This is a genomic window from Humidesulfovibrio idahonensis, from assembly GCF_054657715.1.
The window spans coordinates 694,193-706,380 of record NZ_BAAHYE010000003.1; the positions used below are offsets into that span (position 1 = coordinate 694,193).

The 12,188-nt window shown below is 63.6% G+C and carries 13 protein-coding genes; 7 read left to right on the forward strand and 6 right to left on the reverse strand.

Features of this window, described 5'->3' with window-relative positions:
* The first annotated feature begins 237 nt into the window (after positions 1-237).
* The 7 genes from ACYQ4W_RS09615 (at position 238) to ACYQ4W_RS09645 (ending at position 7,131) form a co-directional block, all read left to right on the forward strand.
* A complete protein-coding gene (locus ACYQ4W_RS09615; RefSeq protein WP_459855776.1) occupies positions 238-1,263 on the forward strand; it encodes an alpha/beta hydrolase in 1,026 nt (341 codons plus the stop codon).
* A 12-nt stretch (positions 1,264-1,275) separates the two neighbouring features.
* The gene (locus tag ACYQ4W_RS09620) at positions 1,276-2,361 is read left to right on the forward strand and encodes an alpha/beta hydrolase (RefSeq protein WP_459855777.1); all 1,086 of its coding nucleotides are present in this window, start codon (positions 1,276-1,278) and stop codon (positions 2,359-2,361) included.
* Positions 2,362-2,651: 290 nt separating this feature from the next.
* Complete coding sequence (locus tag ACYQ4W_RS09625) at positions 2,652-3,494, forward strand: SDR family oxidoreductase (RefSeq protein WP_459855779.1); 843 nt, start codon at positions 2,652-2,654, stop codon at positions 3,492-3,494.
* Between the two features lie 9 nt (positions 3,495-3,503).
* Complete coding sequence (locus ACYQ4W_RS09630; RefSeq protein ID WP_459855781.1) at positions 3,504-4,136, forward strand: flavodoxin; 633 nt, start codon at positions 3,504-3,506, stop codon at positions 4,134-4,136.
* 58 nt (positions 4,137-4,194) lie between these two features.
* The gene (locus ACYQ4W_RS09635) at positions 4,195-5,325 is read left to right on the forward strand and encodes an MBL fold metallo-hydrolase (protein WP_459855783.1); all 1,131 of its coding nucleotides are present in this window, start codon (positions 4,195-4,197) and stop codon (positions 5,323-5,325) included.
* Positions 5,326-5,328: 3 nt separating this feature from the next.
* Positions 5,329-6,078 carry a carboxymuconolactone decarboxylase family protein gene (locus tag ACYQ4W_RS09640; protein ID WP_459855785.1) on the forward strand — a complete coding sequence of 250 codons (750 nt, stop codon included), beginning with the start codon at positions 5,329-5,331 and terminating at the stop codon, positions 6,076-6,078.
* A gap of 66 nt (positions 6,079-6,144) precedes the next feature.
* Entirely contained in the window at positions 6,145-7,131 is a 987-nt protein-coding gene (locus tag ACYQ4W_RS09645; RefSeq protein WP_459855788.1) for an AraC family transcriptional regulator, read from the forward strand.
* 51 nt (positions 7,132-7,182) lie between these two features.
* Here the strand turns inward: ACYQ4W_RS09645 and ACYQ4W_RS09650 are convergent, their stop codons facing one another.
* From ACYQ4W_RS09650 to ACYQ4W_RS09675, 6 genes are all read right to left on the reverse strand, one after another.
* Positions 7,183-8,253, reverse strand: a complete 1,071-nt coding sequence (locus ACYQ4W_RS09650) for a tyrosine-type recombinase/integrase (RefSeq protein ID WP_459855790.1) — start codon at positions 8,251-8,253, stop codon at positions 7,183-7,185.
* 12 nt (positions 8,254-8,265) lie between these two features.
* Positions 8,266-8,553, reverse strand: a complete 288-nt coding sequence (locus tag ACYQ4W_RS09655; protein ID WP_459855792.1) for a hypothetical protein — start codon at positions 8,551-8,553, stop codon at positions 8,266-8,268.
* 174 nt (positions 8,554-8,727) lie between these two features.
* Positions 8,728-9,645, reverse strand: a complete 918-nt coding sequence (locus tag ACYQ4W_RS09660) for a hypothetical protein (RefSeq protein ID WP_459855795.1) — start codon at positions 9,643-9,645, stop codon at positions 8,728-8,730.
* Between the two features lie 287 nt (positions 9,646-9,932).
* On the reverse strand, positions 9,933-10,184 hold the full coding sequence (locus tag ACYQ4W_RS09665; protein ID WP_459855798.1) for a hypothetical protein: 252 nt from the start codon (positions 10,182-10,184) through the stop codon (positions 9,933-9,935).
* 17 nt (positions 10,185-10,201) lie between these two features.
* Entirely contained in the window at positions 10,202-10,687 is a 486-nt protein-coding gene (locus ACYQ4W_RS09670; RefSeq protein WP_459855800.1) for a hypothetical protein, read from the reverse strand.
* A 3-nt stretch (positions 10,688-10,690) separates the two neighbouring features.
* Positions 10,691-11,650, reverse strand: a complete 960-nt coding sequence (locus tag ACYQ4W_RS09675) for a hypothetical protein (RefSeq protein ID WP_459855803.1) — start codon at positions 11,648-11,650, stop codon at positions 10,691-10,693.
* Positions 11,651-12,188: the final 538 nt, after the last annotated feature.

Here is a 12,188-nt window from a genome sequence, read left to right on the forward strand (position 1 = left end):
GTTCGTCGCGGCATTCCGCACGCCCAGGGGCGCAGCCCAAACATGCGGAGAGGACCGGAGAATGGACACAAAGAGACTGGAGAAGCGGGCAGCGCCTTCTCGCTCCAGATAGAATCAGGCAAGAATGTGCGTGGATCGTATCTACACGGCGACCCGCACAGGAGATAGAGATCATGGCGTGGCATAGGCGAGTTTCACAAGGGGCACCTCTCAATCCTGACGAAATGAGGTAATGTTATGACTATTCGGCACACGGGTCCGCTCTGCCTGGCCCTTCTGCTTTCGCTGCTGGCCGTTGCCCAAACCGTGGAGGCGAAAGACATGGCTGACAAGAATCGCGGCGTCACCGTCCAGAAGGTCTCGTTTCCCAACAGCACCATTACCGTGGTCGGGAACCTCTTTCTGCCCGCCAACTTTGATGCGAAGAAGAAATACGCGGCCATCGTCGTGGTCCACCCCTTCGGCGGCGTCAAGGAGCAGACCTCCGGCTTGTACGCGCAGCGGCTCGCCGAACAGGGCTTCATCGCCCTGGCGTACGATGCCTCCCATTACGGCGAGAGCGGCGGCGAACCGCGCCTGAAGGAGGTTCCGGCCACCCGCGTCGAGGACGTCCGGAGCGCCGTCGACTACTTGAGCAACCACCCCCAGGTGGACGCAAGCCGCATCGGCGCGCTGGGTATCTGCACCGGCGGGGCGTATGCCATCAACGCCGCGCAGACGGACACGCGCATCAAGGCGGTCGCTGGCGTCAGCGTCTTCGACCTGGGGAGGGCGCGCCGGGAAGGCGTCGGCGGCACCATCACCTACGAGGAGCGCATGAAGCGGCTGGAGGAGATCAGCAAGCAGCGCACGCTGGAGGCCCGTGGCGAGCCCGTTCGCATGGTTGCTGTCGTGCCCGACACAGCGGAGCTGTTCACCGAGAGCACCCCGAAGCTCTATCGCGAAGGCTACGAGTATTACCGCACGCCCAGGGCCCAGCACACCAACTCTCCCAACCGCTACATCTTCACCAGCCTCGGCTTGCAGATGGCCTTCTTCCCCTTTGAGCAGATCGAGACCATCTCGCCGCGTCCCCTCCTTTTGGTCGCCGGCTCCGAGGCGGACACGCTCTATTTCAGCCAGGACGCGTATGACAAGGCCAAGGAGCCGAAGGAGCTCTTCCGCATCCCCGGCGCCTCGCACATCGACCTGTACGACAGGCCCCAATACATCGGCCCCGTGGTGACCAAGCTGAAGGAATTCTACAGCAAGGCCTTTCGGTAAGGAGGAGTGACCATGGCAACACGACATCATGCGCGTTTCGCCCCGCTCCTGCTCGCCCTCTGTTTGCTGGCGTCCGCGTGCTCGGCAGCCCGGGGCGGCAAAACGTCAGGCCCGTTGAGCATTCAGGAGCAGGGCAGTTTCGCCGTCGGCGGAACGGTCATCACCAGTACCGGCGCGTTCGATCCCTACAAGCCCACCCCAGCCGGGCAGACGCTGCATGGCGACCATGCCTATGTGTTCTACCAGCGCCCGGTGAACGCCAGGAAACTCCCCCTCGTGTTCCTGCACGGCTTCGGGCAGTTCTCCAAGACCTGGGAGAGCACGCCGGACGGGCGCGAGGGCTTTCAGAACATCTTCCTGCGCCGGGGCTTCGGGGTGTACCTGGTGGACCAGCCGCGCCGCGGCGATGCCGGGCAGAGCACCCTGCCCGCGACCATCACCCCGACTCCGAGCGACCAGCTCTGGTTCGGAACCTTCCGTGTGGGCATCTGGCCGGACTACTTCCCCGGCGTGCAGTTCCCGCGCAGTGCGGAAGCCCTGGACCAGTATTTCCGGCAGATGACCCCGAACACCGGCCCCTTCGACGCCGGGCTGATCTCGGACGCCCTCGCGGCCCTGCATGCCAAAATCGGGGCGGGAATCCTGGTGACCCATTCGCAAGGCGGCGGCCCCGGCTGGCTCACGGCCATGAAGAGCGCAAACGTCCGCGCTGTGGTGGCCTATGAGCCCGGCAGCGGCTTCGTCTTCCCGGAAGGCGAGGTTCCGCCGCCGATGCAAAGCGCGGGCGGAACGCTTGAGGCGACCGCCATCCCTCTGGCGGAATTCATGAAGCTCACCAAAATCCCCATCGTCATCTACTATGGCGATTACATCCCGGACCAGCCAACACAGGTGCCAAGCCAGGACCAGTGGCGCGTGCGGCTGCACATGGCCAGGCTCTGGGCCGATGCCGTGAACCGCAGGGGCGGCGACGTCACCGTGGTCCACCTGCCCGAGATCGGCGTGCGCGGTAACACGCACTTCCCCTTCTCGGACCTGAACAACATGGAAGTCGCGGACCTGCTGTCCAGGTGGCTGCACGAGAAGCAGCTGGATTAGGCCGGGAAGCGCCGCCCAAGGCGCTGCAGGAAATTCTCGGCCCTGCCTGAAGACCCGAAGAGGGTCAGGAGCGGCGCATGCTGCTTCCGACCAGAGCGGCAGCGGGATGCGCCTATCTTACCGCCGCGCAGTTCCTTCACGGAAGGAGACGATTCCGATGCTTGGAGATAGAATCAGGCAATAATTGGACAGGATCGTATCTACACGCTGGCGCGGCCCGGCAGTATGGATATGACGCGGGACACAAACGCGGTCACGGCGCAGAGCGCCAGAGCACAAGGATAAAGGACATGAAACAACGCAATTGGCTCATCACGGGCGTCAGCAGCGGCTTTGGCCATGAGATGAGCGAACAGCTTCTGAAGCGCGGCGACACGGTGGTCGGCACTGTCCGCGACACCTCCAAGGTGGCCGACCTGATGCGGCTGTATCCGGAGACGTTCCTGCCCGAAATCCTCGACGTCACCGACGCGGCGGCGGTCCGGGCGGTCGTCGACCGCGTCTTCGCCAAGCTCAAGCGCATCGACGTCGTGGTCAGCAATGCGGGCTACGGTCTGTTCGGCGCGGCCGAGGAACTCTCCGACACGCAGGTCGAGCACATGATAGCCACCAACCTGGTCGGCTCCATCCAGCTCATCCGCGCCGCGCTGCCACACATGCGGGCGCAGGGCGGCGGGCGGGTGATCCAGCTTTCCTCCTACGGCGGTCAGGTCGCATTTGCCGGGAACTCGTTGTACCACGCCACCAAGTGGGGCATAGAAGGCTTCGTGGAGTCCGTGGCGCAGGAGGTCGCGGTCTTCGGTATCGGTATGACCATCGTCGAACCCGGCGGCGCGCGCACCGAGTTCCGCTACGGCAGCGCCCAGGTGGCCAAGCTCATGCCCGAATATGACCAGACTCCGGCGCACGCCTTCCTCCAGATGCTCGACCCCAAGAACGGCCTGGCCCCCGGCGACCCGGCCAAGATGGCGGCGCGCATCATCGAAAGCGTGGACGTGACCCCTGCGCCGCTGCGCATGGTCCTCGGCTCCCAGGCGCTGGCGAGCACCATTGCCACGCTACGCAAGCGTATCGTTGATTTCGAGGCGCAGGCCGAGCTTGCCGCTTCAACGGACTGCCCCGCAGGAGAATAGGAGAAGACCATGAGCAAGAACAACAAGGACAGCAGCGTGACCCCGGACCAGTCCCGGCGCAGCTTCATGAAGTTGACGATAACCGGGCTGCTTGTGGGCGCGGCAACACAGATCGTCCCTGGCCTGTCCACGGCCAGCGCCGCAGAGAAAGCCGAGCAGGGGAAAAAGATCCTGGTGGTCTTCTACTCGCGCTCCGGCAACACGCGGGACATGGCCAACCAGATTCACACGCTGGCTGGCGGCGATATCGTTGAGCTGCAGACCGTGAATCCGTACCCGACCGAGTACCGGCCCACCACGGAGCAGGCCAAACAGGAGTTGCAGAGCGGGTACAAGCCGCCGCTCACCACGAAGATTGCGAACCTCGCGTCCTACGACGTGATTTTCGTGGGTTCGCCCAGCTGGTGGGGCACCTTTGCCGCGCCGGTGAAGACGTTTTTGTCCGACGCCGACCTCTCCGGCAAGACGCTGGTCCCCTTCATCACCCACGAGGGCAGCGGCCTGGGGCGCGCCCCGGCGGACATGGCCAAGCTCTGCCCCAAGGCGACGCTGCTGGAGGGACTGGCCGTGCGCGGTAGCAGTGTGAAGACCGCGCGCGGGGACATTGAGTCCTGGCTGCGCAAAATCGGCATGAAGAAGTAGCCGGGCCATGTCCGAAACGATGACACGCCGAAAATTCATCCTGCGGGGAGCGGCTGGCTTGGCACTGGCCAGCGTCGCCAGCGCTGGGGGCGCCGCCTGCGCCCTGCAGCCGAAAATCGGCCCATTGCCGCAGGGCCAGCGCCTGGAGCGCATCCTGGCCTCGCCGAACTACGTGGAAGGGACGTTCCGCAACCAGCTGCCCACCGCGACAATGACGAGCGACAAGGGGCAGTTGGCCACCATGTGGGACTTCCTGTTCGTGCCCAAGGAGCGCCTGCGGCCGGACCACCCCCTGCCCATGCTCAAGACCGACCTCAAGACCTTGGCTGCAAACGGGGGTGACGCGGTGGTGTGGCTCGGCCACTCGTCCTTGTTCCTGCGGCTGGGCGGCAACACCGTGCTTGTGGACCCCGTGTTCAGCTCCTATGCCGCGCCGCTGTTCTTCATGAACCGGGCTTTCGCAGGCGACTATCCATATTCCCCCAGCGACATGCCGGACATCGACTGTCTCGTCATCTCCCACGACCACTGGGACCACCTGGACCACGACACGGTGGTGGCGCTGCGCCCCAGAATTAAGGCCGTGGTCTGCCCGCTGGGCGTGGGCGCGATTCTGGAAGACTGGGGCTTTGACCCGGCGCGTATTCACGAAGCCGATTGGAACCAGGACGTGCGCCTGGCCCAGGACTTCACCGTCCATGTGCTGCCAGCGCGGCACTTCTCCGGCCGCTGGCTCACCCGCAACAAGACGCTCTGGGCCGGATTCCTGCTGGAAACCCCGGGCCGCAAGGTGTTCTACAGCGGCGATTCCGGCTATGGCCCGCACTTCGCGGAGATTGGCGAGCGCTTCGGGGGCGTGGATCTGGCCATCATGGAAGACGGCCAGTACGACCCGGCTTGGAAGAACATCCACATGATGCCGGAAGAGGCGGCCAAGGGCGCGGAAGACCTGCGCGCCAAGGCCATCATGCCCGTGCATTCCGGGCGGTTCACCATCTCCAACCACGCCTGGGACGACCCGTACAAGCGCCTGGCCGCAGTGAGCGAGGGCAAGGCATTCCGGCTGCTCACGCCAAGAATCGGCGAGGCCGTGGACATGGGACAACCGGCCCTGCGCTTTGCGCGCTGGTGGGAGGCGGAAGCCCAGATGGCGGGCGGCGGCAGGCTAATCCAAAACGCGGCGAGGTGACGGATGAATCTTCCCCGGGTCACAGCACTCCACGCCTTGTCCATGGCCGTTGCAGCTCTCACCCTAGCGGCCCTCACCCTGACCGCCCGACCCGCGCTGGCCGGAGAACACACCATGAACATCAGCACCCTGACCGAGAAACAGCGGGGCATCGTCCCCATTGCGGCCTTCACAGCCACCGGCGACATGCCTCGGCTGGACGCAGCCCTGCGCGAGGGGCTGGAGGCCGGGCTCACCGTCAGCGAAATCAAGGAGGTTCTCGTCCAGCTGTATGCCTATGCGGGCTTTCCCCGCAGCTTGAACGGCCTCTCGACCTTCATGGCAGTGCTGAAGGACCGCGCGCAGAAGGGCATCGCCGACGAACCCGGCGAGGAGGCAGGCCCGCTTCCGGCTGGAAAGAGCCGCCTAGAATTGGGCACGGAGGTGCAGACCAGGCTGGTCGGCGTGCCGGTGAAGGGGCCGCTATTCGACTTCGCGCCCGCCATTGACCAGTTCCTGAAGGAGCATTTGTTCGCGGACATCTTCGGGCGCGACGCCCTGGACTGGCAGAGCCGGGAAATCGCCACCATTTCAGCGCTGGCCAGCTTGGACGGAACGGGCAGCCAGTTGCGCTCCCATTGCCGCGTCGGATTGAACGTGGGCCTGAGCGAGGTGCAACTCAAGACCCTGGCGGAGGTGCTCGCCGCCAAGGTCGGGAAGAAGGAGGCCGGAAACGCGGCCACAGCGCTTGGCGAAGTGCTGGGGAGCCGGTAGTGCCCGACGCTGGACAACAAGGCACGTTTTCGTGCTAGAATGCAGCCAAGAACAGGAGAGAATCCCGTGAAACACCAGGACACGAACGAAGTCTGCGAGACCGGGGAAGACCTGGGCGCCGCCCGCCAGGAACTCCTGCGGACCATTGTCAAACACGCGAAAAAAGGCGATTTTTCAATGACCGCCATCCCGGGGCTCGGGCTTTCTCACCGGGAAGCACCCACGGAGCAGACGGGGTATATACACGAGCCCAGCCTGTGCCTTGTGGTCCAGGGCGCCAAGCGCCTCCTGCTGGGCGAGGAGGTCTTCAGCTACGATGCGGACCACTACCTCATCGTGTCCGTGGACCTGCCCGTGGTGGGCCAGATACTGGACGCCAGCCCAGAAAAGCCTTTCCTGGCGATGGTGCTCAAGCTCGACCCTCGCATGATTTCCCAACTGCTGGTGGACGGCAACCTGCCCCAGCCGCGCACGCAACAGACCAGCCGGGGCATGGCCGTCAGCCGCGTCACGCTCTCCATGCTCTGCGCCTTCCAGCGCCTGCTGGACCTGCTGGACCAGCCGGAGGACATTCCGATCTTGGCGCCGCTGGTCCAGCGGGAGATCGTCTACCGGCTGCTCGTGGGCGAACAAGGGCCGCGCTTGCGGCAGATGGGCGCCGCCGGCACCCAGAGCAACCAACTCGCGCAGGCCATCGACTGGCTGAAGAAGAACTACACCCAGCCGCTGCGCGTGGACGACCTGGCCGCCCATGCGAGCATGAGCACCTCGACCTTTCACCGGCACTTCCGCGAGCTGACGGCCATGAGCCCGCTGCAGTTCCAGAAGCGGCTGCGCCTGCACGAGGCGCGGCGCATCATGTTCACGGACCACTTGGACGCCACGTCCGTGGCCTTCCAGGTGGGCTACGAGAGCAGCACCCAGTTCAACCGCGAGTACAGCCGGGTGTTCGGCGCCCCGCCCCTGCGCGACATCAAGAGCCTGCGGCAGCAGACGACGGGCACGGCAAGGGTAGACGCCACGGAGGGGGGCATCACGGTCAGAGATGTGTAGCCTGCAAAGTTCATGGAAAACGTCTGCAGGGAAACTCTCTGTCCGCCTTCCTCACGCCACCTGAACCGGCCTGACACGATCAACCAGCCGCAACGGTGCCTCCTGTACGGTTCCGAGCTTCGGCAGCAGCGCGGCCGCCTTCTCAGTCTCCGAGGAATGAGGTTCATAGTAGTTTTTTATGATCATGCGCACACTGGTGCCGGCCAAGTGGGCGATGGCGGAAATCTCCACCTGCTTGTCGAGCATCGTCGTGATCCAGAGGTGCCGGATGTCATACGGGCAGACCGCGTATTCCAGCCCGGCGCGCTTGGCTGCATTGCTCAAGGCCGTGCCGATGTCTGCGACCGGTCGGCCCTTGTACTCGATGAGATAGTCGCTTTTGTGCTGGCGGCGCCGCTCCTCCAGCGCCTGCATGAACTCGTCGGAGCACCTGACGAACACCCATTTTCTCACCTTGCGATGATACACCCGCACGCCACCACGCTGCCACTTCACGTTTCTTGAAAACGTCAGTGAGAACAGGTCCAGGCCGGGGCGACAGGGGATGTTCCACGCCACTTGGATCGCCCAAGCGAGGTGCGTCGGCGCATTCGCGATGATGAGATCCAGGTCTTCAAGCGTGAGCGAGGACTCGTGCTTCGGCTCTTCGCCCTTCACAAATTCTGAAAGTGGGCTCACCTGAATGATTTTGCGCTTAACCCCAATGTTCAGGGCGGTCTTGAGGTAGCCGATGTACCGATTGCGTGTCGCCTGGGCCTTGTGTTCGTAGTGTTCGTTCACGACATCGAGGATCGCATCCTGCGTGAGCAAGTGAACCGGAGTCCTGCCGAGGGCGGGAAGAAAAACGGCGTTGAACACGGATATCCAATCCCGAACCCATTGCTTGAGGCCATTCGTCTTCTTCGCTGTGACCCAGGACTGCATAAGGTCTTGCAAGTAGACCACCTGGGGCTGCGCATCGACGAGTTCTTCGCGCAACGCCTTGCGTGTTGCGATTTTCCCCGCGAATGCCTTTGCCTGGCGCTTTCCTTCCCGGCTTGGCGGAAACGACTTCGAACGCACGTGCTCGCCGTCGCGATACGTGACCTGCCAGCGGCGATCTTTGCGTTGACAAACTGCCATGGAGCTCCTTCTTCAGTCTATGGAAACAGGTTTCGGCGCATGACGACGAGCCCGCGCAGAACGAACAGCGCGGAAGACGTCGGGATTGGACATGAAGTCATCCAGAACGGAACGGGCGTAGCGATTGCGGCGCGGACCGCAGGCAGGAAGGGAGAGGTCCTCTTCACGCAGCATCCGCGCGAAAGAATCGGGGTGCTGGTAGCCGCAGTAGGCAGCAGCGTCGCGGAACGTGAAGAACGGGCCGGAGACAATGCCCAGGCTCGTGACGTTGCTTGTGGTGCTGCTCGGCGTGACTGCCAACCCGATTCTCTCCTTCTAAGGAAAACCGAATCAGCAGCCCAAACGTCAGCTGCGAGAATCAATCTGGCAAGCTGAAATGCGGGGGTGTCTCCAAAAAACTTCAGCATGGTGCCCTCCCCTGCAACGTCATGTGGAGGCAGGGTCGGGCAATCCCCGACCCTGCCGGCGGCGCCTCTACCGAACCAGCAACGACGCGGAGCCCTCACCGGCTGGGCTCGTGAACAGATGCCAAAGGCCAGGGTCGTCATTCGAAACGAGGACGCCGCCACGGTTGCGACCGTTGCGCCAGCGCGGAAAACCAGCGGCCTGCCATATGGAGCAGTCGTGCCACCACGTCTCCAGGTCTTCGACGGGGGGTGACTTTGCGGCTTCACGGAGATGCTCGGCAGTGAGCGGCACGTGGGGGCGCGGCTTGTACTGCCCGGCCATCAACGCGGCCGAATTCTGGTTGCCCTCGGTCGGAGCATCAGGCTCCCATCTTTCGCCCCATGCCGTTCTGTTGCGGACGATGACCTTGGCGGCCAGTTCGAGTGGGTATCTCGCGGCGAAGAGCACACCTGGCCGACGCGCGAAGGAAAGGACGAGCGAACCGCTCGGCCTTGCGAAGTCGCCGTGGGGCCACAAATGGCCGATTTGGCGGAACGGCGGCACGACTGAATCTGCAGCGGAAATGAGCATGCCGCACACAGGTCGCAGCATTGCCGTGATGTCGCCATTGGGCGACGGCCACGCGCCGATGAGTTCCACCGCGTCCCGGCTGCCAAGTGAAACGAAGGCGTAGGGCGAGCCTGTGGCGTCGAGCGCGCACGCCGCCGGCGGCAGAGCATCAAGTTCCCTCCAAACACGCCCCGCGCCGCCCAGGGCTTCCGCGTGGACGACAAGGCGGCGCTGCACAGAGAGCACGTCGCGCACGGCAGCACGATGCACGCGGCCTTGCGGGTCGAGGCAGCCCATCAGGTGGATACTGTCTTCCGCCTGGCCGAGCAGCAACTGCCGCGTAATGATGGAGCGGCACGCCTTGCCTGTCCGTCGGGACAGGCAAGGCAGGACGATGGCTTGCGCGAGCGTGGTGAGTGTGAGGCGTCGGGTCATGGTCCCTCCGGGTTGCAGGTGAAAGGGATCATGATCTCTCGAAATATGTTTCGAAAATCAAGCCTGTTGCAGTCTATATTCGAGAACTTCGAGTCCCTCGAATTCTTGACGATTTCCCAGCCCTCAAAAAGTATTTTGCGATGAGGCGAAGGGGCGTGCCCTGAGCAGGCCACAGTGCAAACCACTCGGTCACTCCAAACCACAACGAACGAGCAGGAGCTTGCATTCCCATTGCTCACGGCGCCGCCAGCGACGCGTCAGGCATCAGAACATGCAGAGGGGCTTGTTCAGCCTGCCCAGAGGGTTGGCGGCGGCAAACCAGACTGCATGCCTGGCGTTCTGCGCCAACGCTTGCGCGAAAAATGCGGAATGCGAAGGCATACCGCCGTGTGATTGGTCGCATGGCCGACGGTGGTGCTTTCAAGAGAGTGAGCCGCCGGAAAAAGAACCGCCTGCACGCGCTGCGGAGTGACGGCAGCGACGAAGAGGAGCAGCAGGCCGAACAGCGCGAGCAGAAGAAGAATGGCGGGAGACTGCATCACTTGCGACCGGGCGGCTACGGCTGGGGCTGACCGTTTTCGCCATCGGGCTCCAGCTCACGCCACATTTTCCGCAGATACGACGGCGAGACCTGAACGCGCAGCTGTTTCGAGAAGTAGCGTGCTATGAGCCTGAAACCGAGGCCTTTTCCGTGCAGCTCTCGCACGAGCGCCCACCGGAGCAGCACCTTGCCGCGAATAGGTGACGGACGCTCCTCACGCAGATTTCGGACGCGGGACTCGCGCGCGCGCTGAAAGTCCTCGAATTGCTCCAGGCCGGCTGCACGGAAGCCGCGCCTGCGAACCGTGTCGAAGCCGAAGCGGCGGATGGCGATGAGCAGGGCGACGTATGGAGTTGGCGTGATGGCCGAGGCGCACACGGCAAAAGCCTCGGCCAGGATGCGTTCGCGGTCAGACTCAGCGAGACCGGCGAGCCAGCGCAACGCACGGGCGCGCTCCTTGGCCGTGTGCAGGCCCGATGGATGCGTCGCGAGCTTGGGCACCTGCTACCTCAAATACACATCAACGCTGTCGATGCGGTTGTGCGCGATCTCGTTCGCGACGGCTTGTTTTGCCTCCTCGTGCGACAAGCCCACCTCGATGGCTTCATGCATGCGCGCCTGCGTGAAGCTGTGCTTGAGCCCGTGCGTTCCCCGGCCTTGCGCGTACTGCCCCGTCGCCCGTGCCGCTGCTTCGATGGCGCGCAAAAAGGTGCGGTACGGCGAAGCGAGCTGACCATGTTCCGCGATGTGCGTTTCGAGCTCGCGGTATGTCGACGGCTGCACAAAATGCTCGGTCGGCTTGCCTCCTTTTTCTGTGACCGTGATGCGCCCGACGGCAGCGCCGGAGATCGGATCCACTCCGAGCCCCAGCAGATTCGATGCTGTGAGCGGATTGCTTCCGCGCGCCGGAGCGCCGACGCCTTCCGTCCTGCAGCCGGTTTCACCCATGAGGCGTGCCTGAAGTCGGAGCCCCGAATCAGAAATGGCGGCGTAGAGTCCGACGGGGTCGGGATACGCGCGAGTCGTGTGGCCGCCGGAACGCGCTGCCAGTTCTGTACGCCATTGCGCTTTCTCCTCTGCGAGAATCACCCGGATGTCCTCCGCCTGCTCGCCTCCGTGGCGCTCGGCGTACACGTCGAGGGCGTGCGAAAGCTTCGTGAGTGCTGAGATTTCGCGCTCCAAAGTCTGAAACGAGCCGCCAGCCTCGCGGAGAGCCTGCCCTCGAACGGCGATGTACGTGCGGGCAAACTTGGAAACGCGCTGTGCTTGGCGAAGGTCGCGCAGCCCGGCGCGCTGCAGGAACTCCACGAAACGATGGATGTCCTTTCTGTATACGGCCCAAGTGCCTGTGCCTCGGATGAAGCGCTTGTCCACGGTGCCCTTCTTCCTTCCAATCGCACGGATGCCGCCGAGGAGCGCTTCGGCTTGCGAGTGCAGCGATTTCGGCCACCTGTTTGTTCCCATTTCGCTCACCTCCCTCCCTTTCCGATCCATTCCACCGCTTCTTCAGTTGAGTAGTGTGCTCTTTCTGCAGGCTTTGCCTGCGCGCCGAGCTGGTCGGCATGTACGCCAGGATTATTCCGGCGCCGGCGGTAGCAACTCCGCCGTTCCATGTTGCGCTGCGTCTCCTCTTGCAGCGGGGTTTCGGACTGGACCATCCGGTGGTTTTGCTCGCGGTATGCGAGCGATTCAGGGCCTTGAGGCGACTTCATGGTCACCCCAACAAACTGATGGTGGGCGATTTCAGCCACTCCGTCGAGCGGGCGGCGTCCTCGTAGCCCAAGGCTCCGAAGCCCAAATACAAAACAGAGGCATAGAGTAGCCTGCGCCCTGGGCTGAAAACAATGCAAGTGCCGGAGAATGGGTTTTTGAAGGAGGCTGTGAAACTGGCGGAAAGGAAATCCTGTCCGGTTTTGTTGACAGCACGAGGCGTCAACAAAACCGGACGTCAGCGGCGGCTTCGCCCGTCAGATCGGATGGGAAGAGTGCGCGCCGCAGTGCG

Bases quoted from the DNA above. Each gene is read 5' to 3' on its own strand.
- ACYQ4W_RS09650 (WP_459855790.1), bottom strand. From the start codon at position 8,253: ATGGCAGTTTGTCAACGCAAAGATCGCCGCTGGCAGGTCACGTATCGC.
- ACYQ4W_RS09620 (WP_459855777.1), top strand. From the start codon at position 1,276: ATGGCAACACGACATCATGCGCGTTTCGCCCCGCTCCTGCTCGCCCTC.
- ACYQ4W_RS09675 (WP_459855803.1), bottom strand. From the start codon at position 11,650: ATGGGAACAAACAGGTGGCCGAAATCGCTGCACTCGCAAGCCGAAGCG.
- ACYQ4W_RS09660 (WP_459855795.1), bottom strand. From the start codon at position 9,645: ATGACCCGACGCCTCACACTCACCACGCTCGCGCAAGCCATCGTCCTG.
- ACYQ4W_RS09630 (WP_459855781.1), top strand. From the start codon at position 3,504: ATGAGCAAGAACAACAAGGACAGCAGCGTGACCCCGGACCAGTCCCGG.
- ACYQ4W_RS09625 (WP_459855779.1), top strand. From the start codon at position 2,652: ATGAAACAACGCAATTGGCTCATCACGGGCGTCAGCAGCGGCTTTGGC.
- ACYQ4W_RS09665 (WP_459855798.1), bottom strand. From the start codon at position 10,184: ATGCAGTCTCCCGCCATTCTTCTTCTGCTCGCGCTGTTCGGCCTGCTG.
- ACYQ4W_RS09640 (WP_459855785.1), top strand. From the start codon at position 5,329: ATGAATCTTCCCCGGGTCACAGCACTCCACGCCTTGTCCATGGCCGTT.
- ACYQ4W_RS09615 (WP_459855776.1), top strand. From the start codon at position 238: ATGACTATTCGGCACACGGGTCCGCTCTGCCTGGCCCTTCTGCTTTCG.